The organism is Rhizobium sp. BR 250, assembly GCF_047445855.1.
In the GTDB taxonomy this organism is placed as follows: domain Bacteria; phylum Pseudomonadota; class Alphaproteobacteria; order Rhizobiales; family Rhizobiaceae; genus Agrobacterium; species Agrobacterium tumefaciens_I.
This window is the reverse complement of the sequence record NZ_JARWKW010000010.1, coordinates 216,237-237,487: the sequence shown is the minus strand read 5'-3', so window position 1 is coordinate 237,487 and position 21,251 is coordinate 216,237. Positions and strand designations below refer to the sequence as shown.

The 21,251-nt window shown below is 57.4% G+C and carries 26 protein-coding genes and 1 tRNA gene; 17 read left to right on the top strand and 10 right to left on the bottom strand.

Going from position 1 to position 21,251, the window contains the following annotated elements; genetic code table 11:
• Window positions 1-6: 6 nt before the first annotated feature.
• Genes QD336_RS17485 through QD336_RS17445 form a run of 9 tightly spaced genes read left to right on the top strand, consistent with a single transcriptional unit; the run spans window position 7 to window position 7,293 of the window.
• Window positions 7-396, top strand: coding sequence for an HK97-gp10 family putative phage morphogenesis protein (locus tag QD336_RS17485; RefSeq protein WP_499171499.1), 390 nt, complete (start codon window positions 7-9; stop codon window positions 394-396).
• Complete coding sequence (locus QD336_RS17480) at window positions 393-806, top strand: DUF3168 domain-containing protein (protein WP_499171497.1); 414 nt, start codon at window positions 393-395, stop codon at window positions 804-806. The genes QD336_RS17485 and QD336_RS17480 overlap by 4 nt, the downstream gene beginning before the upstream one ends.
• On the top strand, window positions 803-1,114 hold the full coding sequence (locus QD336_RS17475) for a phage head closure protein (RefSeq protein ID WP_499171495.1): 312 nt from the start codon (window positions 803-805) through the stop codon (window positions 1,112-1,114). Before QD336_RS17480 ends, QD336_RS17475 begins: the two co-directional genes overlap by 4 nt.
• The gene (locus tag QD336_RS17470; protein WP_499171493.1) at window positions 1,111-1,548 is read left to right on the top strand and encodes a phage terminase small subunit P27 family; all 438 of its coding nucleotides are present in this window, start codon (window positions 1,111-1,113) and stop codon (window positions 1,546-1,548) included. The genes QD336_RS17475 and QD336_RS17470 overlap by 4 nt, the downstream gene beginning before the upstream one ends.
• A complete protein-coding gene (locus QD336_RS17465; RefSeq protein ID WP_499171491.1) occupies window positions 1,523-3,121 on the top strand; it encodes a terminase large subunit in 1,599 nt (532 codons plus the stop codon). The genes QD336_RS17470 and QD336_RS17465 overlap by 26 nt, the downstream gene beginning before the upstream one ends.
• Window positions 3,121-5,319, top strand: a complete 2,199-nt coding sequence (locus QD336_RS17460) for a phage tail tape measure protein (protein WP_499171490.1) — start codon at window positions 3,121-3,123, stop codon at window positions 5,317-5,319. Before QD336_RS17465 ends, QD336_RS17460 begins: the two co-directional genes overlap by 1 nt.
• Before the next feature lie 5 nt (window positions 5,320-5,324).
• Complete coding sequence (locus QD336_RS17455) at window positions 5,325-5,960, top strand: hypothetical protein (RefSeq protein ID WP_499171489.1); 636 nt, start codon at window positions 5,325-5,327, stop codon at window positions 5,958-5,960.
• Window positions 5,960-6,325, top strand: a complete 366-nt coding sequence (locus QD336_RS17450) for a phage tail assembly chaperone (RefSeq protein WP_499171488.1) — start codon at window positions 5,960-5,962, stop codon at window positions 6,323-6,325. Before QD336_RS17455 ends, QD336_RS17450 begins: the two co-directional genes overlap by 1 nt.
• A 5-nt stretch (window positions 6,326-6,330) precedes the next feature.
• Entirely contained in the window at window positions 6,331-7,293 is a 963-nt protein-coding gene (locus QD336_RS17445) for a hypothetical protein (protein WP_499171487.1), read from the top strand.
• Between the two features lie 103 nt (window positions 7,294-7,396).
• Here the strand turns inward: QD336_RS17445 and QD336_RS17440 are convergent, their stop codons facing one another.
• Genes QD336_RS17440 through QD336_RS17430 form a run of 3 tightly spaced genes read right to left on the bottom strand, consistent with a single transcriptional unit; the run spans window position 7,397 to window position 8,829 of the window.
• Entirely contained in the window at window positions 7,397-7,990 is a 594-nt protein-coding gene (locus QD336_RS17440; RefSeq protein ID WP_499171485.1) for a HigA family addiction module antitoxin, read from the bottom strand.
• Window positions 7,991-8,269 (bottom strand): hypothetical protein, encoded by a 279-nt coding sequence (locus QD336_RS17435; protein WP_499171484.1) that lies wholly within the window; start codon window positions 8,267-8,269, stop codon window positions 7,991-7,993. It abuts the gene before it with no gap.
• A complete protein-coding gene (locus QD336_RS17430) occupies window positions 8,266-8,829 on the bottom strand; it encodes an Arc family DNA-binding protein (protein WP_499171483.1) in 564 nt (187 codons plus the stop codon). Before QD336_RS17430 ends, QD336_RS17435 begins: the two co-directional genes overlap by 4 nt.
• Before the next feature lie 102 nt (window positions 8,830-8,931).
• Here QD336_RS17430 and QD336_RS17425 point away from each other — a divergent pair, with 102 nt between their 5' ends.
• From QD336_RS17425 to QD336_RS17405, 5 genes are read left to right on the top strand one after another with little or no spacing between them, the layout of a single operon-like run.
• Window positions 8,932-9,141, top strand: coding sequence for an Arc family DNA-binding protein (locus QD336_RS17425; RefSeq protein WP_499171482.1), 210 nt, complete (start codon window positions 8,932-8,934; stop codon window positions 9,139-9,141).
• 47 nt (window positions 9,142-9,188) lie between these two features.
• Window positions 9,189-9,812, top strand: a complete 624-nt coding sequence (locus QD336_RS17420; protein ID WP_499171481.1) for a hypothetical protein — start codon at window positions 9,189-9,191, stop codon at window positions 9,810-9,812.
• 59 nt (window positions 9,813-9,871) lie between these two features.
• Window positions 9,872-10,069, top strand: coding sequence for a helix-turn-helix domain-containing protein (locus QD336_RS17415; RefSeq protein ID WP_499171479.1), 198 nt, complete (start codon window positions 9,872-9,874; stop codon window positions 10,067-10,069).
• Window positions 10,066-10,260 carry a hypothetical protein gene (locus QD336_RS17410; RefSeq protein WP_499171477.1) on the top strand — a complete coding sequence of 65 codons (195 nt, stop codon included), beginning with the start codon at window positions 10,066-10,068 and terminating at the stop codon, window positions 10,258-10,260. The genes QD336_RS17415 and QD336_RS17410 overlap by 4 nt, the downstream gene beginning before the upstream one ends.
• Entirely contained in the window at window positions 10,244-11,275 is a 1,032-nt protein-coding gene (locus QD336_RS17405) for a tyrosine-type recombinase/integrase (protein WP_499171476.1), read from the top strand. The genes QD336_RS17410 and QD336_RS17405 overlap by 17 nt, the downstream gene beginning before the upstream one ends.
• Window positions 11,276-11,334: 59 nt before the next feature.
• Here the strand turns inward: QD336_RS17405 and QD336_RS17400 are convergent.
• Together QD336_RS17400 and QD336_RS17395 are read right to left on the bottom strand one after the other, a co-directional pair.
• Window positions 11,335-11,408 (bottom strand) — tRNA-Gln (locus tag QD336_RS17400).
• A gap of 121 nt (window positions 11,409-11,529) precedes the next feature.
• On the bottom strand, window positions 11,530-11,967 hold the full coding sequence (locus tag QD336_RS17395) for an Lrp/AsnC family transcriptional regulator (protein WP_269344829.1): 438 nt from the start codon (window positions 11,965-11,967) through the stop codon (window positions 11,530-11,532).
• Between the two features lie 130 nt (window positions 11,968-12,097).
• Here QD336_RS17395 and rocF point away from each other — a divergent pair, with 130 nt between their 5' ends.
• Window positions 12,098-13,018 (top strand): arginase, encoded by a 921-nt coding sequence (rocF, locus tag QD336_RS17390; protein ID WP_269344830.1) that lies wholly within the window; start codon window positions 12,098-12,100, stop codon window positions 13,016-13,018.
• A gap of 15 nt (window positions 13,019-13,033) precedes the next feature.
• A complete protein-coding gene (ocd, locus tag QD336_RS17385) occupies window positions 13,034-14,113 on the top strand; it encodes an ornithine cyclodeaminase (RefSeq protein WP_269344831.1) in 1,080 nt (359 codons plus the stop codon).
• Here ocd and QD336_RS17380 read toward each other — a convergent pair.
• The 5 genes from QD336_RS17380 to QD336_RS17360 form a co-directional block, all read right to left on the bottom strand.
• The gene (locus QD336_RS17380; RefSeq protein ID WP_269344833.1) at window positions 14,110-14,994 is read right to left on the bottom strand and encodes a DMT family transporter; all 885 of its coding nucleotides are present in this window, start codon (window positions 14,992-14,994) and stop codon (window positions 14,110-14,112) included. The two genes, ocd and QD336_RS17380, sit on opposite strands and share 4 nt — an antisense overlap.
• Window positions 14,995-15,363: 369 nt before the next feature.
• Window positions 15,364-16,356, bottom strand: a complete 993-nt coding sequence (gene iolG, locus QD336_RS17375) for an inositol 2-dehydrogenase (RefSeq protein WP_269344834.1) — start codon at window positions 16,354-16,356, stop codon at window positions 15,364-15,366.
• Window positions 16,357-16,594: 238 nt separating this feature from the next.
• Window positions 16,595-17,839 (bottom strand): adenylate/guanylate cyclase domain-containing protein, encoded by a 1,245-nt coding sequence (locus QD336_RS17370; protein WP_499171475.1) that lies wholly within the window; start codon window positions 17,837-17,839, stop codon window positions 16,595-16,597.
• Between the two features lie 238 nt (window positions 17,840-18,077).
• Entirely contained in the window at window positions 18,078-18,308 is a 231-nt protein-coding gene (locus QD336_RS17365; protein ID WP_269344839.1) for a helix-turn-helix domain-containing protein, read from the bottom strand.
• A 224-nt stretch (window positions 18,309-18,532) separates the two neighbouring features.
• Window positions 18,533-19,645 (bottom strand): RHE_PE00001 family protein, encoded by a 1,113-nt coding sequence (locus tag QD336_RS17360; protein ID WP_269344841.1) that lies wholly within the window; start codon window positions 19,643-19,645, stop codon window positions 18,533-18,535.
• 291 nt (window positions 19,646-19,936) lie between these two features.
• Here QD336_RS17360 and QD336_RS17355 point away from each other — a divergent pair, with 291 nt between their 5' ends.
• The gene (locus tag QD336_RS17355; RefSeq protein WP_269345141.1) at window positions 19,937-21,241 is read left to right on the top strand and encodes an MFS transporter; all 1,305 of its coding nucleotides are present in this window, start codon (window positions 19,937-19,939) and stop codon (window positions 21,239-21,241) included.
• Window positions 21,242-21,251 lie beyond the last annotated feature (10 nt).

Genomic DNA, 21,251 nt, shown 5'->3' with positions numbered 1-21,251 from the left:
TCCCGTGTGAAACAGCGCCTTGCGATGATCCCGAAAACCGTTCGGGCATCGTTGCAACCGGAGCTTATCAAGTCCGGCAATGACCTTGCCGTGACCGCCCGCATCATGTCGCCGCGCGATACCGGCAAGTTGCAGGAGAGCATTACCATCACGCCCGGCGGCGCGAGTACTCCGCCATATTCAGCTCCCGGCGGCCGCGTCGTTGTGCCGGAACTGGCGGTAGCTGTGACCGCCGGAAACAAGGATGTTCGCTATGCTCATCTGGTCGAGCATGGAACCGCCCACGCGACGGCGCAGCCGTTCTTCTGGCCTGCCTTCCGGCTGATGCGAAAGAAGATTGCCGGCCGTATCAAGCGCGCAGCCGCCAAGGCTGTGCGGGAAGGCTGGGGCAAATGAGTGTCGAGCTTGCTATCCAGATCGCCTTGCGCGCCCGGTTCATCACCACGGCGGATATCGTCCAGCTTGTGCCGGCCGATAACATCGTTGACCGCTCCAGCCTGCCACCGCTCGATCCGTCTATCGTCCTGGGGGAAGTCCAGATCGTTGACGAGGGCAATAGCATCAAGCGCGACCGCCTGCGGGTTTATTCCACCGTCCATATCTGGAAGCGCGAAGAAAGCCTTTCGACCTTGCGGCAAGTCGGCTGGGGCATTCGCACGGCGTTGCGGCGTGGTCATCTCGATTTAGGAGCGGCTTTCCAGTGCGCGGATTGCTTCGTCGCATCCCAGCGCAATCTACGCGACCCTGACGGCATAACGACGCACGGCATTGTCACCATCGAAACGCTTGTGAAGGTGCTGGAATGAGATCGGGAAAGCTCGATGCGAAAATTGCTGTCCACTACGCCACCTATGTCACTCAGCCCAGCGGCAACCGCGTGCCGACATGGCATGAATTTGCAAAGGCTCGTGCGGAAGTCATCCAGTCGGGAACCGAACAGTTTTTCCGGGCCTATGGCGCGGTGGACGTTGCGCAGACGATTTTCCGCATCCGCCACATTACCGGCCTCCTGACTACCCATCGCATCGTCTTCGACGGCGCGAATTATCGCATCACGAAAATCAACGAAATTCGCCGCAAGCGCGGTTTCGAGATAACGGCGGTGAAGGAATGAGCACGCGCGGAAGGAAAGCGGAACTGCGGGTTATCGAGGGCGGCGCGGCCGAGGCAGCGCCGGAAACCGTCCCGGATCATATACCGGCCGAGATGCACGCCGAGTGGCAAACCATCGTGGACGATCTGACGCAACGGCGCATCCTGACGGAAGCGATGATGGGCAGCGTCAACGCGTATGTCATGGCGATGTTCAACGCCCGCATAGCGCAGGCCGAGGTTGATAAACACGGCGTTCTTATCGCGGACGGGAAAGGTGTTCTGAAAAAGAACCCGGCCATTGGTTTCCTCGGCAAGTCGCAATCCGAAATCCTGCGGCTTTCCGCCGAACTCGGTCTTACGCCGGCATCGTCCTCTCGGTCGAAAATGAAAAGCAGCAGCCCTCAAGAAGAAGAACCGGACCTGTTCAATGGCAAGCCTCTCTTGGATTTTTGATGATAGCCCGATTGATGACCCGTTCGGTTATGGGGAACGGGCGGTGCAGTTTCTTCGGAAACTCAAACACCCAAAATCCACGTTGCCCGGCTATGCCTTCCAGCTCGACATGTGGCAGGAACGTATCGTGCGCCGCATCTACGGCCCTCGCCACCCCGACGGCCGTCGCATCGTGCGCACCGTTGCCATGATGCTGCCGCGTGGTAACCGCAAGACCTCGCTGGGCGCGGCGCTGGCGCTGCTACACACTATCGGGCCTGAGAACCTGCCGGGCGGCGAATGCATGGTGGCCGCATCGGATCGTTCGCAGGCGCGTATTGCGTTTCAGGAGTCCTATAACATTATAGAGGCTGGCGGGTGGACCTCGAAGCTTCACCTGGTCGATTCTAAAAACCGCATCCGCAATCCTAAAACCGGCGCGTTTTTTGAAGCGATCAGCGCAGACGCCAGAACCGCCCACGGCCATACGCCAGTGTTTGCGCTGGTCGATGAACTGCATGCGTGGCCGAAACGCGACCTTTGGGAAGCCATCCGTTCGGGTCTGGTCAAGGTTGCCGGCTCCCTTCTTATGGTTATCAGCACTGCCGGGCGCGGGCATGAGAATGTAGCATGGGAATTTTACGACTATGCCCGCAAGGTTCAGCGTGGCGAGATCGATGACCCCACGGTGCTGCCTATCCTGTTCGAAACCTCCCGCGATGCAGATTGGCAGGATGAGCAAGTCTGGTATGCGGCCAATCCCGGCCTTGCATGCGGATATCCTGACATTGATGGCCTTCGCCAGCTCGCACGCGAGGCAGCGCAAATCCCGGCGGAACGAGAGGCATTTAAGCAGCTCAATCTCAACATGTGGCTGGATCACTCGCTTGACCCGTTCGTTGACATGCTGGTGTATGATCAGGGCGGGAAATTTCCTGTCGAGCTGGATGAGCTGGAGAATGAGCCTTGCTGGCTCGGCGTGGACCTTTCGTCCACGAACGATCTGACGGCAGTTGTTGCTTGCTGGGGTGATAGCGAAACCGGGTACATCATCCATCCTTGGTTCTTCTGCCCGGCCGATAATCTGCGCGCCCGCACGGATCGGGACAAAGTGCCTTATGTCATGTGGGCTGAAGAGGAATACATAATCCCGACGCCCGGCAACGTGGTCGATTATCGCTATATCGAAGATCATATTCGCGAGCTTTGCGCCCGGTTCGATGTGCGCGAAATTGCCTTTGACCCGCACCTTGCGCGCAACACACTCAATAATTTGATTGAGGACGGTTTGCCGGCCGTGGAAATGCGGCAGGGCTGGGTAACGATGGCCCCAGCCGTCAAGGAGTTGGAGCGCGCCATTCTCGGTGGGCGCTTCCGTCATGGCGGGCATCCTATCTTGCGATGGAACTTCGACAACGTCTCTGTTCACACGGACACGGCCGGCAACCGCCATTTCCACAAAGGAAAGAGCAAAGACCGCATCGACGGCGCTGTAGCGTCCGCGATGGCGGTTGCTCGCTGTGCGGCCGGCGACAGCAACAAATCCAGTTACGATCATTTCGACGGCGATATGGAAGAGTGGAGCTACGCATAATGGACGATGAAGAACGCTTGGTGGTGCTGCTGGAAGCCCGCATTAAAGACCTTGAACGTAACATGGCGAAGGCTTCCGGCACCACGGAACGGCGTTTCCGCGAAATGTCGATGCATTCCAAGGGTGCGACCCGGCAGATGGAGCAGGATGCCATCCGCTCGACGACGCGAATTAATCAGGCGCTTGCAACCGTCAGCACAAGGATTGGAGACTATGGGAAGGCGTTCACATCCAGCTTCGCAATCGGTGCGGCAACCGTTGGTGTGACCGGTTTCATCGCGGCGACGAAAGCAGCCATCGAAAGCACGGCCGAATTAAGCCGGCAGTCTCGAATGGCTGGCGTGGATGTTGAGGCCTTTCAGGAACTAAAATTCGTTGCCGAGCAAAACAAGATCGGTATCGACGCCATGACCGATGGCCTGAAGGAAATGAACCTTCGGGCCGATGAGTTCATAGCGACAGGGACCGGCGGCGGTGCTGAAGCGTTCCAGCGCCTCGGTTACAGCTCAGAAGAGCTTGCGCAGAAGATCAAAAAGCCGGCCGATTTGTTTGTCGAGATCATTGGCCGGATGATGCAATTCGAGCGCGCAGCGCAAATCCGCATCGGTGATGAGCTGTTCGGCGGCTCGGCCGGCGAACGGTTTGTTGAATTGGTCGATCAGGGCGCGGAAGGGCTTAAAGAGACCATTGCGGCAGGCCGTGAGCTTGGTTTGGTCATGGATCGTGAAATGGTCCAGCGCGCGGAAGAGGTTGACAAGAAATTCAATCTCATCACGCAAACCGTGGGTACGAAACTGAAAGCCGCAATCGTGGATGCGGTTTCGGCCTGGTACGGCTTCATAGATTCATTCGAGGAATTCAAGAACCAGCAGGATGCTACACTTAAGACACGGCAAATCGAAATCGGGCAACGCCGGCTGGAGCTGGAAAACAAAATTCTGGAAGTCCAGAATAATGGGGCGCTCCAAGATGAGAAGCGCGTCAAGGCTATCGCCGGTTATCGTATCGAACTCGATAAACTGAGCGCGGAAGATCGTGAGATTACAGGTATCCGCAACACGCGCCTGACGCGTCCGGACGCTAACGAGCCTTCCCCAAAAATAGATACCAGCGCAGAATATATGCGCACATATCGTGATGAACTGGCAAAGACGAACCGCGAACGTCAGATCGCAACCGAGACGGAAAAGATACTTGCCGATGCGGCGAGCAAGGGTGCGAGCTTGACGCGGGAACAGGCTGTGGCGCTGGCGCAGGAAAGCGTTGCGCGCAGCGAGCGGGATGCGGCGGCAAAGAAATCAGCGTCGGAATCCGAGCGTTCGGCAAAAGCGACCGCGACGGAACGCCAAAAGGTTGCCGAGCTTATCAAGGATCTCGAAACGGAAATTAGCCTTGTTTGGGCCAGCGAGGCGGCCAAGCGTGCTTCCGCCGCCTCCAGACAGGCCGGCGCGGCCGCAACGGATGCGGAGCGTCAGAAGATCATCGCGCTTAACGAGGCGCTGTTTCAGGAAGAGGAAGCACGCCGGCGGGCCGATGAACAGATGCTGTTCTACCGAGACCTAACCCGCGCCGGCTTGGATGATCTTTTCAGCGCCGTTGAACAAGGCAAAACGTTCTGGCAGGCGCTGGGTGATGTTGGTGTAAACTCGCTCAAGCGGATCGGGGATGCGCTGATTAATGACGTGCTGGACAGCATCTTCAAGGTGAACAGTGCGGCCGGCGGCTCTGGCGGCGGCTTCCTCTCCAGCCTGCTGGGTGGCCTGTTTGGCGGAACAGGAGGTTTCGCAAAGCTGCCGGCAATCGGGCCGGTTCCTTCACCCCGGCCATTCGCAAAGGGGGGCGCGTTCCTTCAAGGGCTGAACGGCTTTTCAAACCAGATCGTGAGCAAGCCTACCATGTTTGCATTTGCGGATGGTGCTGGGTTGATGGGCGAAGCTGGGGCGGAGGCCATCATGCCGCTGACGCGGGACGCTTCCGGCCGGCTCGGCGTCTCGGCTTTGGGTGGTGGTGAGAACAACAGTAGCAGTCAGTCAGTTCATGTTGTTAGCGACGTGAGAGTGTCCGTCGATCAGAACGGAAATCTTCAGGCTTTCGTTGAGCGAACTTCCGCAGATGCTACCCGGCAGGGCATTCAGGCTTACGACAAGCAAATGCCTGACCGCGTGCAGCAGATCAACCGAAACCCGCGAAGAAGGTAATAATTATGACGAAACCACTTTCATACCTTGCTGACCGACAGCTGATCGAAACCGTAATCTGGTCTGTCCAGCGCAATGACGAATTGAGCGGAACAGGTGATGGCCGTATCTGGCAGGCGGAACTTGCCCCGCCACTCTGGATAGCTGATGTGACACTTGCGCCGATGTATTCAGACGACGCGGAGGCCGCTGCCGCCCTGATTCGCGCCCTTGACGGTTCCCGTGAACCTTTCCTGCTCTACAATCCTGTGCGCCGTTATCCCCGCAAGGATGTGGGCGGGCAGGCCATCAATAGTGCGGCGGTGAAAATCGGCTCCATTGCAAGCGATCGTCGTTCGCTGAGCCTTACCGACCTTCCGGCGGGCTATGCGTTGTCGGTGGGCGACAAAATCCAGATGCCCCACGGTGATGGCCTCAACATGTTCGTAGAAGCTTCGGCCGACGCCGTGGCGAACGCTGATGGTGTAACTACCCAGTTCAGTGTTTTTCCACGCATCAAGTCCGGTGTTGTGGTCGGGGGGGCAGCTATCCTCGTAAACCCTGCCTGCAAAATGATCGTCTATCCGAATTCCCATAATCCCGGCACTGCAAAGGCTGGCATCACCACGGGTGCAACGTTTAAAGCCGTGGAGAAACGCTAATGGATCGCCTCACAAAGCTACTGTGTGACGAGCTGTCGCGGCAGCTTTCGACAAGCGGACACCGCAATATATGCCTTCCTGCGGGTGGAAATCTCTTGTGGAAATGGTTCATAGACCTCAACCGGACGCGCACGTTCCATATGGCAGGTCCGAACCCCATCAGCTTTGCCGAGATTGACGCCTATGCGCGGGTGTCCGGATGGCCGATATCAGAACGTCATGTGGCCATCATCACGGCGATGGACGGCGCGTTTCTCTCGCACCATGCGCAACAGTCTAGCAAGAAGCCGGACGGCGTTAAGATGCTGCCGCCGGTTTCCAAGGTGCCGCTTTCGGCGGGCCTTCTTGATGCAATGTTCGGGTGAATGTCATGGCATGGATAAAGCGCAAAGACGGTTATTGGAGCGGATGGAAGGCATATCGATACGGGCAATCGACCAATAAAGTTACCCTGCCGCAAGTATTCAAAGGGGAGGCCCGAAAAGGCGTCGTCAGCGGTCTTATGGATGAACTGCAGGACTGGCGCGATTCCCCGTTTGAGCGCGAGGGCGCGCTGCGCGCAGGTATTCGCTCGGAAATATGTCTTGAAGGTTACTCTTGGGCAGCGGCTGACAATGAAGCTGCTAACCTTATAGCCGAGGCGATCAAGCGTCATGGGTTCGCGCGGCCGTCCTGGCTGGAAGGACAACCGCACTACTCCGCCAGCTTCGACCGTTGCAACTGGTGTGGAGGCGATCTAGCGGGTGATATGTCGCGGGTGGGGCTGCGTTTCTGCTCTGCCGGATGTGCACGAAAGATGCTCGACAATCGTTACCTGTGTAATGGCGCTGAACGGGACGCGGTATGGCGCTCGGCCTATCGGGTGATTCAGAGAGAACTCCTGCCTCCGAAGCCCTGCGGCTTTTGCGGACAACCGTTTCAGAACGAGGACAGGAACGCCCGATATTGCTCTTTGAAGTGCGGGTTAAAAGGAGCGGTCCATAAAAAAAGGCGTCCAGCGAAAACTTACGATCAAAAATGTCATCATTGCGGTGAGGGGTTTCAGTCATCTTCACCGATTTCTAAGTTCTGCTGTACGGCGCATCGGTCCGCATTCTTCAGGCGGCCCGAAGACTTGAAGGCGGTTTCTGTTCTGGCGGAAAAACGTTGTCTTTGTTGCAATGATACGTTCAAGCCAGCTCGGCTTGGAACCAAATACTGTTCTGCCCGATGCTCATCTGTGATGGGCAAACGCGCCGCATATGCTCGTAAGCGTAGCGGCCAGAAACAGCCGTCCAATGTCATCTATCTCACGGTCGAGATATTCGACAGCTGGTTTAAACGGGCGGCGTGAAGCTTTGCCASAWTGGCGAAGCTACTTTAGCGAAGTGGGGAAATTCCCCAGTTGCGTGCCGGACAACTTGTCCGTCACGTCGAGGGTGGGGAAATTCCCCACCTTAGTCTTTCTCAGAGCGTGAAGGCGCGGCCTCTTCGACAGTCGGTTTGCGGACGGATTTCTGGAAACGCTCCTCCATCGCACCGTAAGTGGCGTAATTCTGCCGGGCCTGCGTGAGGGATAGATCGGCATTCGGCCCACCTCGCACCTGGTCAGCATATGGGTCATCTTGTCCATCGTCTTCCCAAAAGCAGACTGGGCAGATTTCGTAACCTGCTCGCTCATGAAGGGTGAGGCACCTGCAGCAAGGGCACCGGTAGCTGATCGTTTCGCGGTATGGTGCGTGAATTATAGGATAGCCGAGGTGGTCAATTTCGGCCTGAGCGGTTGCACTCGGGTCTGCCCAGTTGTCATGAGCGGCCTGCATGTTTATCCAGACAGCCGCCCCATCGCCAAAAAAAGCGCCGAGTTTTTCGGCAATCTGGGGAGTGATTGCCGCCTCTTCCTTCAGTATGCTTTCCAGTTCGCTAGGGGGTATGCTGGTGAGCAGAGATATCTCCGCAATTGTCTTGCCTGTTTCTGGTAGAATATCTGCCAAAAGTGCGCCGGGGTGGGATGGGCGACGTTGCATATTCTCACGTTCGTAGGTGGTCATTTATGCCTCATCTCCAAGCAGCTTATCCATCATGAGACCATCGAGTCTACAGATCGCTTCGTATGCTTGCTCTGCGGCTGAAAATAGCTGAGGGTCATTCAAAATTGCGGGTGATCGAAGTACTTTCATAGCGAAAGTTTCAGCACAAATAGTCAGCGCCTCCTCGCATTTTTCCCAGGAGGCGGAACCTGCTTCGGAAACCGGAAGTTCCCCCTCCGATTCTTCGTAGTGGGAAATGAAATTTAGCCTTCTGGCGTCGGTGGCGCTGATGTTTTTCATGCTTCCCGCGGCGGGGTGGTATCGCCTTGTTCTGAAAATAATGGGCTGTAATCGCTTTTGGGTTGGGTCAATATGATTCGGCCTCGGTTTCCAATGGAGTTTAGATTCACAAACTTTCCGATATCCTTGGATTTCCATCCCGCTCTGCTAGCGTCTTCCATGATTTCTGCCCGCTCTTCGAGAAGGCGGCGTTCTTCGGGTGTCAATTGGATAAACAACCTTAGAATTTCTGAATACTTCTTTTTTGCTTCCCGTGCTTCGTCCTCGAATCGGCTGGCAAGCGCGTGCTCATTTAGGAAGCTTTGTTGTAGGCGACGGATCACTTCTTCATCGAAAGATCGTCCATGCGCTTCAGCGGCGAGGGTTAGCTGCATCTCGAGTTGTTCGCCTACCCCAATGCCCTCATAGTCTGTGCGCCCAAGTGACATCGATAAACGATATACGATTTCAGCGTTTAGTGATCGGCCTGCCTGCGAAGCCTCTTCTTTCAACTGGTATCTCATGCCGTCAGGTAGCCTGAGATTGAATTGATCCGAGCCTCTGCCTGTTGTTTTCGACATTATGCACCTCTTTATGGGATCACTGTGCTATTACTCGCTTGACGTCAATAGGATCACCGTAATACCCATACCACGGTGGTATTATTTTCGGAGGTATGATTAATGCGATTCGGACGTGACGAAGGTGATCTGAAACTCACCCCCAGCCGGGCATATCAATTCAATTTGCGGCTACCTGAAGGACTTCGGCCCGCGCTCAAAGAGCTGGCAGAGAAGAATCGTAGGTCGCTCAACTCAGAGATTGTTTATCATCTGGAAAAAGCAGCAACCCAAGGTGCTGACACAAAAAAAGCCGGCGCACCGCGAGCCTAGGAAACTCGTGCGCCAGCTTTTCTTTTAACCCCACGAAAGGTTATGGCATGAAAACTACACTACAGAACGCTGCTGACGCAAGTGTTGCAAGCGAGGTCTCGATCTACACGATCGCAAATGATATCTGCCATTTGTCTCACAATCTCACCTGCATGCTGGAAATACTGCACGAAAAAGCGGACCTTGTCCTTTTTCCCGGCACAACCGCAGAAGGGATCATCGACGGTCCTGTTGCGCAGAATTTCAACCTTATTCGGCCTGAAGAAAAGCGCTCCATTGCCTTCGTGCTGGGTGACTGCCTGAAACGCGCTGAAGCGTTGGATATGGCGGCGGACAAGATGTCGACATTGACGGTGCAGTTGGAGCATCCGCCGACAAGCAAAACTGTAGGTGTGGCTAGTGAAGAGCTGGAAAGCGTTATCTCCACATGGCGTGCTGCTCACGAAAAGTGGCGCGAACGGCTTAGCTTGGGGGATGAGGGCGATGGGCCGGAATCCAAATCTGAGGATGTTGCAGCGGAAGCTCTGCTTTCTTTCCAGTGCCGCACCGATGCGGATGTTCAGCGTAAGGTGTCGCTTTTTGCGGGGAACGATCATTTGGCCTCGCTCGCTTTCAGCTATAGCGATTTATTCCTTCCCAGTCTGATTGTTTCAGAAAGCCAGTCAAACTGAACGCTCTGAGAGGCGGCAGATTTGCCGCTTTTCCGCTTGTCACTTGGAAGGAGCGATTTATGAGAAATGAGAAAGATACGCACCTTGGTGTGAAAGAGATTGCCGTTGAACTCGGTTGTTCAACGAAGACGGTTCGGCGTTATCATGCGCTCGGCGTAATACCCAGCTACCAACCGCAGGGGAAATTCAGCGCCATCAAAATGACGCGCGTGGACCTTCGAAATTTCATCAAGAAAAAGAAGCGGGAGCGTCGATGATGGCGAAACTGCAAGCGACATGGCGCAAGGTCGATGTGACCCGCGCCATTCTCGCCGCGAAGGCTGGCGGCCTCGATGTCAGCCGTATCGAGATCGAGAACGGCCGGATTGTGATCATTTCGGCGTCGGAAAACTCCAGCCCTGAAACCGAGTTGGACAGATGGGAGCGGGAGCATGCGCGTAAAGCTTAAGGGTCTTAACAAGGTCAAAAAGAGCCTGGCTGACGGAACGTCGATCACGTACTTCTATGCGTGGAAGGGTGGCCCACGTCTGCCGGGTAATCCCGGCGATCACGAATTCATGGCGGCGTACAATGCGGCAATTGCCAAGAAGGTTGAGCCGAAGGCCGGAACGCTGCAATCCCTGCTGAATGGCTTTCAGGATAGTTCAGATTGGGATGACCTCGCGGAGCGCACCCAATCTGACTATGTGAAGCTTATCAAGGTCATTGAGAAAAAATTCGGCACGTTTCCCTTGTCCGGCCTCTCAGATCGGCGGGCGCGGGCGCATTTCATGGAATGGCGCGATGAGCGCGCAAAGAAGTCTCGCCGGCAGGCCGATTACGGATGGACCGTTCTCGCCCGCATTCTGTCATGGGCGAATGGGCGCGGCTTGATCGTATCGAACCCATGCGAGAAGGGTGGACGCCTTTATCGCGGTTCACGGGCCGAACATATATGGACGGATGCGGACGAAGCCGCTTTTATCGCTAACGCACCTACACATCTCCATCTGCCGCTAATTCTGGCACTCTGGACAGGTCAGCGGCAAGGCGATCTCCTGAAGCTGACGTGGCCGCAATATGACGGTAAGTGCATCCGGCTCCAACAGGGTAAGACAGGCGCTCGCGTGGTGATTCCTGTAGGCTCACCCTTGAAGGCGATGCTCGACCCGTTGCGTCAGAAGGTGGGTCACGTCCTTCTCAACAGTGATGGCGATGTCTGGACTGCTGACGGCTTCCGCTCTTCATGGCGAAAGGCTTGCGCTACCTCTGGCGTCGTCGGCGTCACATTCAACGATCTGCGCGGCACTGCGGTGACGCGTCTCGCCTTGGCAGAATGCACCGAAGCAGAGATAGCGACGATCACCGGCCACTCGTTGCGAGACGTACGGTCGATTCTTGATGCACACTACCTGAAACGCGATCCCGCATTGGCAGAGAGTGCGATTCGGAAGCTCGAAAAGAGAACAAAGATTCCCAACTGAACGTCCAACTGGCCGTAGATGTTCTGATTTCAATGAGGAAAAAGCGAAGCAAAAACAGATGGCTGGGGAACCTGGATTCGAACCAAGATCGACGGAGTCAGAGTCCGCTGTTCTACCATTGAACTATTCCCCAAAAGCTTGAAGCGCTTGGCGCGTTTGCTTTGGTGGGTCGTCATATAGATGATTTATTCCGGGGCGCAAGTCGAAAAAATCGAAAAATGCGTTTTATCCCGCTTTTACGTTTCGTCCCCGGGTCAGAGCCTTGCGCGGGTGGAGCGTGGGGTGGAGAGCAACAGGCTGGTTTCGCTGCCGGTGATGCCGGGTACCAGGCGGATGCGGCGCAGCACGGCGTCGAAATCGCTGAGCGTGGCGGCGTTGAGCTCCACGATCAGGTCCCAGCGGCCGTTGGTGCTGTGGATTTCGGAAATTTCCGGAAAACCGCCAAGGGTGCGGATGACGCGGTCCGTCACATGGCCTTCAATCTCGATCATCATGATGCCGCGGATCGCCGCTTCCACCGCGTCGGCGCGCAGAATGACGGTATAGCCGATGATGGTGCCGTCATTTTCCATTCTTTCGATACGTGAGCGAACCGTCGCACGCGAGGTTTCCGTTTCCACCGCCAGATCGGAAATGCTGCGCCGGCCATTATGCCGCAAAAGGGTGATGAGGCGTTCGTCGAGACTGTCCATCTATGCCATTTCGATAAAAAGATTTTGCCAAAACGATAACTCATTTCGATAATATTGCCAATATTTGATGTTCATTCTGCCATGTCTCTATGGTGTAGTGGAACTAACGGTTGGTAAAGCGAGGACGGGAATGGATATCAGGCTGATTGGTGCGCCGTTGCAGATCGGGGCAGGGCAACTGGGGTGCGAAATGGGGCCGAGCGCCTATCGCGTCGCAGGGCTTGCCCATGCTCTGGAAGAACTGGGGCACCGGGTGGTCGATACCGGCAATGTGACGCCGACGCCGCTTCAGGAATTCCGCCATCCCAATCCTGCCGTGCATCATCTCGCCGAAACCGTGGCCTGGACCGAGGCGCTGACGGAGGCCGCCTATCGCGAAAGTGCGGATGCCGTGCCGATCTTCCTCGGTGGTGATCACGCGATTTCGGCTGGAACCGTCGCCGGCATGGCGCGCCGGGTGGCGGAAACGGGACGGCCGTTTTTCGTGCTCTGGCTGGATGCGCATACCGATTATCACACGCTGGAAACGACGCGCAGCGGTAATCTGCACGGTACGCCGGTCGCCTATTTCAGCGGGCGTTCCGGGTTTGACAGCTATTTCCCACCGCTTTCCCATGTCGTTCCGGAAGAAAATATCGGCATGATCGGCATTCGCAGCGTCGATCCGGCCGAGAGGGCCGCCTTGGAAGAGAGCGGCATCACCGTTCACGACATGCGCTCGATAGACGAGCATGGGGTTGCCGTTCTGCTGCGCGAATTCCTGGCGCGGGTTCAGGCCGCAAACGGGCTTTTGCATGTCAGCCTCGATGTGGATTTCCTCGAGCCGTCCATCGCGCCCGCCGTCGGCACCACGGTTCCGGGCGGCGCGACATTCCGCGAGGCACATCTGGTCATGGAAATGCTGCATGATAGCGGGCTGGTCTGCAGTCTCGACTTAGTGGAGCTCAATCCGTTTCTTGACGAGCGTGGCAGGACGGCGACCCTGATGGTCGATCTTGCCACCAGCCTGATGGGCAAGCGGGTGATGGACCGCCCGACGCGGGCCGGCTGAGAAGGGGGACAAGTGATGACCGTGATACCAAACCTCAATATCGTGCCCTTCGTCAGTGTCGACCACATGATGAAGCTCGTGCTTAAGGTGGGGATCGATACGTTCCTGCGCGAGCTCGCCGATGTGGTTGAGGAGGATTTCCGCCGCTGGCAAAGCTTCGACAAGACCCCGCGCATCGCCTCGCATTCAAAGGAGGGGGTCATCGAGTTGATGCCGACCAGTGACGGCACGCTTTACGGCTTCAAATATGTCAACGGCCATCCGAAGAACATGAAGGAAGGCCGCCAGACCGTGACGGCCTTCGGCGTGCTTTCCGATGTCGGCAATGGTTACCCGCTGCTTTTGACCGAAATGACGATCCTGACGGCGCTGCGCACCGCCGCCACCTCCGCCGTCGCGGCGAAATATCTTGCCCGCCAGAATTCCCGCTCCATGGCCATCATCGGCAATGGCGCGCAGAGTGAATTCCAGGCCCGCGCCTTCAAGGCCATTCTCGGCATCGATACGCTGCGGCTTTTCGATATCGACCGTTCCGCCAGTGAAAAATGCGCCCGCAATCTTGCCGGGCAGGGTTTCGCCATCAAAATCTGCGGCTCTGCCGAAGAGGCGGTCGAAGGGGCGGATATCATCACCACCGTCACCGCCGACAAGCAATATGCGACGATCCTGACCGACAACATGGTTGGTCCCGGCATTCATATCAACGCCGTCGGCGGCGATTGCCCCGGCAAGACGGAGCTGCACCGGGACATTCTGCTGCGGTCGGATATTTTCGTGGAGTATCCGCCGCAGACGCGCATAGAGGGCGAAATCCAGCAATTGCCGGCGGATTATCCGGTCACCGAGCTCTGGCAGGTCATTGCCGGTGAAAAAGAGGGGCGGGTGGGCGACAGGCAGATCACGCTGTTCGACAGCGTCGGTTTTGCGACGGAGGATTTTTCGGCGCTGCGTTATGTGCGCTCGAAACTGGCTGCCACCGGGCTTTATACCGAGCTGGATCTCTTGGCCGATCCGGATGAACCGCGCGATCTCTTCGGCATGTTGTTACGCTGTGAGGCGGCTCTCGTCCAAACCGGCGATCGCCAGCAGGCCTAATCCGCTTCCCGGCGGTTCCTTCGGGCAACCACATGCTCCCGCCAGATGGTGAAGAGGCCGGCGGCGATGACGATGGCCGCACCGATTACCATGTTGGAGGTTACGACCTCGCCATAGATGGTGACGCCGATAATGGTGACGAGCACCAGCTGGTAATAGGAAAAGGGCTGCACGGAGGCGGCGTCGGCCAGTTCAAACGCCTTTATCAGGCAATAATGGCCGCTCATGCCGGTAATACACAGCGCCAGCATCCATCCCCAGTCCTGGGGAGCGAGGTTGACCCAATAAAACGGGCCGACCAGCGTCAGTGCCGCCGCGCCGGCGACGCCGGTGTAGAAGAAGCTGGTCATGGCTGAATCGCTCTTGCTGCCCAGCCGGGTCAGGACGCTGTAGAGCGCAAGCATGAAGGCGGCCACGAAGGTGATGATCAGCTTGTTGTCAAAACCTTCGCCATCCGGCTTGAGGATGACGAGAACGCCGATGAAGCCGACGAAAATGGCGCACCAGCGTCGCCAGCCTACATGTTCTCCCAACAAAGGCATGGACAGTGCCGCAACGATCAGCGGTGCGGAAGCGAGGATGGAATGGCTATGCGCCAGCCCGACCACGGCGAAGGAGAAGATCGAAAAAACGATCTGCACGGCAAGCAGCACGCCGCGGCTGATCTGTAGCCAGGGACGGTTCGCCATGACGGCGCCCCGGATGCCGCCGGCCGACCTTGCAGCCATCAGAAGAACGAAGACGGCGAAGGCCCAGTATCGCAGCATGGCGACGAAGACGGGCGGATAGGCAGTGCCCAGATGTTTCGATATGCCATCCTGCGCCGCAAAGATCGTGAAGGCGACAAGCGCATAAAGAAAACCGGTCTTGGCTGATGGCATTAGAAAACCGCTATCCGGCAATTGCCGGCAAAAGAGGGTCGGGCAGGAATGGGGCAGATAGCAGCCATATGCTATGCTGCACCTTGTCAGACAACCATATTTTCCGAATAGCTGCCATGCAAGTCCGGAAGCTGCCTTTTAGAAGGGCAGATTAGCGAATAGGTGGCTGATGCCGCGCGGGCAAGATGGGCGCGATGTTTACTTTTCCGTCATGCCGGCCTTGAGCCGGTATCCAGTCAGCCCAAGTCTTTGGGCTGAAAAGGACTCTTCCCGCCGCGCGAGAGCCGCGTCGGCTGGATTCCGGCTCAAGGCCGGAATGACGGATATTTTGTCCCGCGAAATCCCCGCGGGACAAATCCGAGGGTGACCTCAGCCGATCGTCACTGACGTCTTCGATGTCGCGGATTTCAGCGCGGCATCGGCGAGTTTCAGTGCGATCAGCCCGTCCTTGATGGAGGGCGAAGGCGCGACATTGTTTTCGATGCTGTCGATGAAGGCGGTGATTTCAGCGGCATAGGCTGCCGTGTAACGCGTCATGAAGAAATCATGCAGCGGCGGGCGGGTATAACCTTCCGCATTGGCGATCTCGATGGAAACCGGACGCTGGTTTTCGGCCGCTGCCGAACCCTTTGAACCATGCACCTCGATGCGCTGGTCGTAACCATAGGTCGCGCGGCGCGAATTCGAGATGATGGCCTGCCTGCCGCTCTTCGTCGTCAGGATGATGCTGGCGCTGTCGAAATCACCGAGCTTGCCGATCTCCGGATTGACGAGAACCGAACCGGTGGCGAACACGCTTTCCACTTCCTCGCCGAGCAGGAAGCGGGCCATGTCGAAATCATGAATGGTCATGTCGCGGAAAATACCGCCGGAGACCTTGATATATTCGGCCGGCGGCGGGCCGGGGTCGCGGCTGGTGATGGTCACCATTTCCACCTTGCCGATGCGGTCATCTTCGATGGCCTTGTGAACGGCCTGGAAATGCGGATCGAAACGGCGGTTGAAACCGAGCATCACCTTCGCGCCGGTTTCTTCAACCACCTTGGCGCAGGCTTCCGCACGGGCGACATCGAGATCGACCGGCTTTTCGCAGAAAATCGCCTTGCCAGCGCGGGCGAAACGCTCGATCAGGTCGGCATGGGTGTTGGTTGGCGTGCAGATGATGACGGCATCGATCGTCTTGTCGGCCAGAACCTCGTCGATCGTGCTCACCTTGCACTGTGCTTCGCGGGCGATGGCTTCCGCAGCTCCGGCCATGGCGTCGACAACGGCCACCAGCTTCGCACGGCTGTCGGTGGTGATCGCCTTGGCGTGGACCTTGCCGATCCGTCCAGCGCCGAGCAGTGCCAATTTCGTAACCATCTTTCCTCCGGTTTCTCACACCCGTCCCTCACTCCCGGAGGGACAGAATATGAATGCAAGCAATGTTTCGATATGGAATATATGTTCCATTTTGCTAGATCGACATCGCAGATGTGTCAAGCGTTTTGACGGGGGAGGGAACGGCGGAAATGAAGTCGCCAGAGATCGAAATCGCAGCCCCCCACCGCCACCGTAAGGGCAGCGGCGGGAACTGGGGAGAATGGTGCCGACGACCGGTTCAGTGGGATATCACGGCCATATCCGGCGGAAACGCATAAACCTCGACCGGGGTTTCAAGGCCGCGCAGCAGCCATTGGCCCAGATTTTCCAACTTTTCCTGATAACCGGCCATACGAACGAATTCTTCGGAGAAAAGCACGTTGCGCCCGGTCTCCTTGGTCAGCGTTTCAAGCCGGGAGGCAATGTTGACGGCGGGGCCGATGACGGTGAAATCGAGGCGGGTTTTCGAGCCGATATTGCCATACATGACATCGCCGACATGCACGCCAATGCCGTAACCCAGGGGATCATGACCCTTACGGCAATTGATTTCATTAAGGGCGACGAGACTTTTTTGTGCGCTGGCGATGGCTTTCAGCAGGTTTTCGCAGGCATTGGGATCGCTGAGCGGGAAAATCGCCAACAGCCCGTCGCCCATGAATTTCAGGATTTCCCCGCCAAATTCCTCGATGGGGTCACACATGGCATCGAAATAACCGTTCAGAAGCTCGATCACATCGTCGCGCGGCCAGAGGTCGGAAATATGGGTGAAATTGCGCAGGTCGCAGATCAGGATCGCCGCGCCCACCGTTATGCCGCTGCCGCGTGTCGTGGCGCCGTTGAGGATTTTCTCGCCCGCATGCGGCCCCACATAGGTCTCCAGCAGGGTGCGCGTCATGCGGTTTTTCAGGCGTATTTCGCTGACAAGCGCCAGCGCCGGAAGCAGATTTTTCAGGGCGAGGATTTCGCTGTCGGAAAAACCGCCGGGCCGGTCACTGGAGAATGTTGCGACATGGCGCTTGCCGAAGGTGTGTTCGATCGGCCAGGCGCAATATTCCGTCAGCCCCTCCGCCCGCAGATCTTCGTAGATCGAATAGCGGGACTCGTCGATTTCATCGACGTTCAGCCGGTGGCGGACTTCGGTGGCGCCCTGATGAATCTCGTTGATGGGGCTGTTCAGATATTCGGGCGTATTTTCAGACCCGTAGCCATAGGTAGCGATTTCGGCGGCGGACATGCCGGCTTTCCACAGAATGCGCGCGCCAAGCCATTGCGGATGGCGAATGCGGAAAGCGAGAACGCCCCGCGCCACGGAAATCCCGCTTGCCCGCAGCCTGCTGCAAAGCTCGACGAATATTTCGTCGATAAAGCGCTCATCCTTGGTGCCGGTAATGAGCCAGTCGAGAATTTCCGATTTTTCCGCTGGCCACAATTCATCCAATGCTGAAGAAACCCGTTCTTCGGTGTTAAGACTAAGTGTCATGGCAGGATTCCGGAGGTTGTTGCTGCTCTCGCACGGGCGGGGCACATGTCGAACGGCCAAATCTGGCCGAACATGGTCGCTCGCCAATCCCATGTGGTGCCGGATAACGAAAATGTTAAGGGAGCGATACGGAAAATGTTCCGGAAGAGCCTGGCGGCATCAAGCTACGCGCGCCGCCCGGATGTTCGCGTGAACATCGTTTCCGGCGGCGCTGGGTTTTGGTGATCGCTGGGAAGGATCAGATAACGGTTTCGACAGGAATATGGAGTGCTGCGGCAACGCGCCTGATGCGCAGCGGATCGCTGTCCGTGCCGTCTTCCAGAGCGCGTATTTCGCTGGTAGTCAGGCCGCAGGTCACGGCAAGCTGTTCGATTGTATAGCCGGCGAGATTGCGCGCCGTCAGAACCTTTTTGGCAAAAGGAGCATCGGTTTCGTGATCGGAATCGGGTTGTGAGATTGAAATTGTCATTGTGCATCTCCCTGATGGTGGACACTTAAATGCGGGCGGCAAGGAAAGGTTGCCGGAGCCGAATGCGACCGCGTTGCCGGAGAAGAAAATCAGTGTTGCAACGCAGCGAGAACATAGCCGCTTCGTCGACCTACGCAATAGTTAAATTTTGTTAAGTTTCGTGATCGCCACATTGCCGCGCCATTCTTTCCGGGTTTTCGCAGGTTCCGGCAGGGCGGCTGGCGCTACAGCATACCCCAGGCGCGAAAGCGGCCGCGACCCGTAACTTCCCGCAATTCCAGCTGGTTGGCGAGCCCGATCGCCCCCTGCGGTGTGGTGCCGAGTTCCTTGACGATCATTGCCGCCGAGACCACCGGCCGGGAGACGACCAGTTCCACCAGCTCGGGCAGGCGGGAAGAGGAACGGCGGCCGGCCAGCTTGCGCATCATGCGGTCGCGCGCGTGGGTCAGCCTGTCATGTTCCCTCATGCTGGCCTGTGCGGCTTCGTAAAAGCTGTCCAGAAGGGCTGAGAGGCGCTGCATCTGGTTTCTGGCGTGCCGGCGTTCCCGAGGGACCGCGCGAAGACCGGCGCTGAGTGCCGGCAGATGATCGGGCGTGACGGCGCCGTCGCGCAGAAAGGCGGAGGCCAGCAACCGGCCGAGCCAGGGGCTGCGCTGCAACACCTCGATCATGTTCCAGGCGTCGAGCAGAATGGCGGTGCGCAGGATCGGCGGCAGTTCCTCCGTGCGGGCATGCACGTCCCACCATTCTTTCAGCCGTTCGTCCTCGTCCCAGTCGGGCTCGTTGATGATCGCATGGCTTTCCTCCCTGTGCATCGTAGGAAGCGCGTTGCCGGTGGTAATGGCATTAAGGGTTGCGGAACTGCGCGCCAAAAGCGCGTCCAGCTCGGAAAAAGCCCCATCCAGCGCGGTTTCGCCGTCCGCATCGGCGTCTTCGTCGCCAGAATGGTCCACGTTTTTTTCGGGAGGTGTCGCCTCCTCGACGGCAAGTGTGGTCTTTCCCCGCAGCCTGGAAAGGCCAGGCACCGTGAAGGCCCAGCCGGCCGCATTGGAAAAGATCAGCCGTCGAGACCTGAGAATCCGGTGTGCCGCCGTCATTTCATGGCTTGGCGCCCGCACGTCCATATGGGCGTCGTGCAGCACCAGATCCTCCATATGGACGAGTTCGCCATCGACCCACATGGAGGAAATGGCATCGGTGAAATCCTGCCTTTCGATGAACCCATGTTTCATCGGCGACCGGCTTATCCGCTCGTCCAGCCGCGCCAGAGCTTCCCCCGCGCGGGCGGCGGCAATGAGGAGCTTTTCGATCTGGACGTCCGATATATCGTAAATCATTGATATTTTTTAGTTTGAGCGCTGGTTTCTTACAAGGCGGATTGCGGCCGGCCGCCTTTGCTTTCGCCGGTTCTACCCAAAAATCATGCACAAAGGGCGACGGACGATGGCTGGCGCGCAAAGGTAATTTGGCTGCCATTACGATGCCAGCCGCCATGCTGCATTGCGGCATAAGCTTGCGCATTGCAGCATGGCGGGTATATACCCCCACCAAGAGCGACAAATTATCACACCTTCCGTTCGCCCTTCCATCTCCAGACGAAGATGAATTGGAGTCTACCCGTGAATATTATGGCAAATGGTCCCGCCACCGCGCCGGATCAGAAAACCCGTTTGAAATCGATTATCGGCGGCTCGGCGGGCAACCTCGTCGAATGGTACGACTGGTATGTCTATTCGGCCTTCACCCTTTATTTCGCGCCTGTCTTCTTTCCCTCCGGAAACCAGACCGCCGAACTGCTGAGCGCGGCCGCCGTCTTTGCCGTCGGATTTCTGATGCGGCCCATCGGGGCCTGGTTCATGGGCACCTATGCCGACCGCAAGGGCCGCAAGGCCGGCCTCACACTCTCCGTCACGCTGATGTGTCTTGGTTCGCTTTTGATCGCGATTACGCCCGGCCATGAGACGATCGGCATTGCAGCACCTGCCATCCTGGTTTTCGCCCGGCTTCTGCAGGGAATCAGCGTCGGCGGCGAATATGGCGCCAGCGCCACTTACCTCAGCGAAATGGCCGGCAAGAGCCGCCGCGGCTTCTTCTCCAGCTTCCAATATGTGACGCTGATTTCCGGCCAGCTGCTGGCGCTGGCGGTGCTTCTCATCCTGCAACGGGCTTTGACGCCGGAACAGCTCGGCTCCTGGGGCTGGCGCATTCCCTTCTTCATCGGCGGCATTCTGGCGATTGCGGTGTTTTACATCCGCCGCGGCCTTGCCGAAACGCAATCCTTCGAAAACGCCAAGGCCGGTGAGGCGCACAAGCCAAAATCCAGCGGATGGGCGCTGTTCAAGCACTATCCGCGGGAGGCGCTGATGGTCATGGCGCTGACGTCCGGCGGCACGCTCGCCTTTTACGCCTATACGACCTATCTGCAGAAATTCCTCGTCAACACGTCGGGTTTCAGCAAGGAAAGTGCCACGGAAATCACCACGGCGGCGCTCTTCGTCTTCATGTTGTGCCAGCCACTTGCCGGCGCGCTGTCGGACAAGATTGGTCGCAAGCCGTTGATGGTCGGTTTCGGCATTCTCGGCACGCTGTTCACCTATGTGATCTTCACCACGCTTTCGACGACGACCGATCCGATCATGGCTTTCGCCCTCGTGCTGGTTGGCCTGCTGATCGTCACCGGCTACACTTCCATCAATGCAGTGGTGAAGGCGGAAATGTTCCCCGCCCATATCCGCGCGCTTGGTGTGGCGCTGCCCTATGCGCTGGCGAACACGATATTCGGCGGAACGGCGGAATTCGTGGCCCTGAAATTCAAGCAGATCGGCCATGAAAACTGGTTCTTCTGGTATGTGACGATCATGATCGCGCTGTCGCTGGTGGTTTATGTGAAGATGCGCGATACGCGCGATCACAGCCATATCCACGAGGATTGAGCCCATAACG

Bases quoted from the DNA above. Each gene is read 5' to 3' on its own strand.
- QD336_RS17480 (WP_499171497.1), top strand. From the start codon at position 393: ATGAGTGTCGAGCTTGCTATCCAGATCGCCTTGCGCGCCCGGTTCATC.
- QD336_RS17475 (WP_499171495.1), top strand. From the start codon at position 803: ATGAGATCGGGAAAGCTCGATGCGAAAATTGCTGTCCACTACGCCACC.
- QD336_RS17470 (WP_499171493.1), top strand. From the start codon at position 1,111: ATGAGCACGCGCGGAAGGAAAGCGGAACTGCGGGTTATCGAGGGCGGC.
- QD336_RS17465 (WP_499171491.1), top strand. From the start codon at position 1,523: ATGGCAAGCCTCTCTTGGATTTTTGATGATAGCCCGATTGATGACCCG.
- QD336_RS17460 (WP_499171490.1), top strand. From the start codon at position 3,121: ATGGACGATGAAGAACGCTTGGTGGTGCTGCTGGAAGCCCGCATTAAA.
- QD336_RS17455 (WP_499171489.1), top strand. From the start codon at position 5,325: ATGACGAAACCACTTTCATACCTTGCTGACCGACAGCTGATCGAAACC.
- QD336_RS17450 (WP_499171488.1), top strand. From the start codon at position 5,960: ATGGATCGCCTCACAAAGCTACTGTGTGACGAGCTGTCGCGGCAGCTT.
- QD336_RS17445 (WP_499171487.1), top strand. From the start codon at position 6,331: ATGGCATGGATAAAGCGCAAAGACGGTTATTGGAGCGGATGGAAGGCA.
- QD336_RS17440 (WP_499171485.1), bottom strand. From the start codon at position 7,990: ATGACCACCTACGAACGTGAGAATATGCAACGTCGCCCATCCCACCCC.
- QD336_RS17435 (WP_499171484.1), bottom strand. From the start codon at position 8,269: ATGAAAAACATCAGCGCCACCGACGCCAGAAGGCTAAATTTCATTTCC.
- QD336_RS17430 (WP_499171483.1), bottom strand. From the start codon at position 8,829: ATGTCGAAAACAACAGGCAGAGGCTCGGATCAATTCAATCTCAGGCTA.
- QD336_RS17425 (WP_499171482.1), top strand. From the start codon at position 8,932: ATGCGATTCGGACGTGACGAAGGTGATCTGAAACTCACCCCCAGCCGG.
- QD336_RS17420 (WP_499171481.1), top strand. From the start codon at position 9,189: ATGAAAACTACACTACAGAACGCTGCTGACGCAAGTGTTGCAAGCGAG.
- QD336_RS17415 (WP_499171479.1), top strand. From the start codon at position 9,872: ATGAGAAATGAGAAAGATACGCACCTTGGTGTGAAAGAGATTGCCGTT.
- QD336_RS17410 (WP_499171477.1), top strand. From the start codon at position 10,066: ATGATGGCGAAACTGCAAGCGACATGGCGCAAGGTCGATGTGACCCGC.
- QD336_RS17405 (WP_499171476.1), top strand. From the start codon at position 10,244: ATGCGCGTAAAGCTTAAGGGTCTTAACAAGGTCAAAAAGAGCCTGGCT.
- QD336_RS17395 (WP_269344829.1), bottom strand. From the start codon at position 11,967: ATGGACAGTCTCGACGAACGCCTCATCACCCTTTTGCGGCATAATGGC.
- rocF (WP_269344830.1), top strand. From the start codon at position 12,098: ATGGATATCAGGCTGATTGGTGCGCCGTTGCAGATCGGGGCAGGGCAA.
- ocd (WP_269344831.1), top strand. From the start codon at position 13,034: ATGACCGTGATACCAAACCTCAATATCGTGCCCTTCGTCAGTGTCGAC.
- QD336_RS17380 (WP_269344833.1), bottom strand. From the start codon at position 14,994: ATGCCATCAGCCAAGACCGGTTTTCTTTATGCGCTTGTCGCCTTCACG.
- iolG (WP_269344834.1), bottom strand. From the start codon at position 16,356: ATGGTTACGAAATTGGCACTGCTCGGCGCTGGACGGATCGGCAAGGTC.
- QD336_RS17370 (WP_499171475.1), bottom strand. From the start codon at position 17,839: ATGACACTTAGTCTTAACACCGAAGAACGGGTTTCTTCAGCATTGGAT.
- QD336_RS17365 (WP_269344839.1), bottom strand. From the start codon at position 18,308: ATGACAATTTCAATCTCACAACCCGATTCCGATCACGAAACCGATGCT.
- QD336_RS17360 (WP_269344841.1), bottom strand. From the start codon at position 19,645: ATGATTTACGATATATCGGACGTCCAGATCGAAAAGCTCCTCATTGCC.
- QD336_RS17355 (WP_269345141.1), top strand. From the start codon at position 19,937: ATGGCAAATGGTCCCGCCACCGCGCCGGATCAGAAAACCCGTTTGAAA.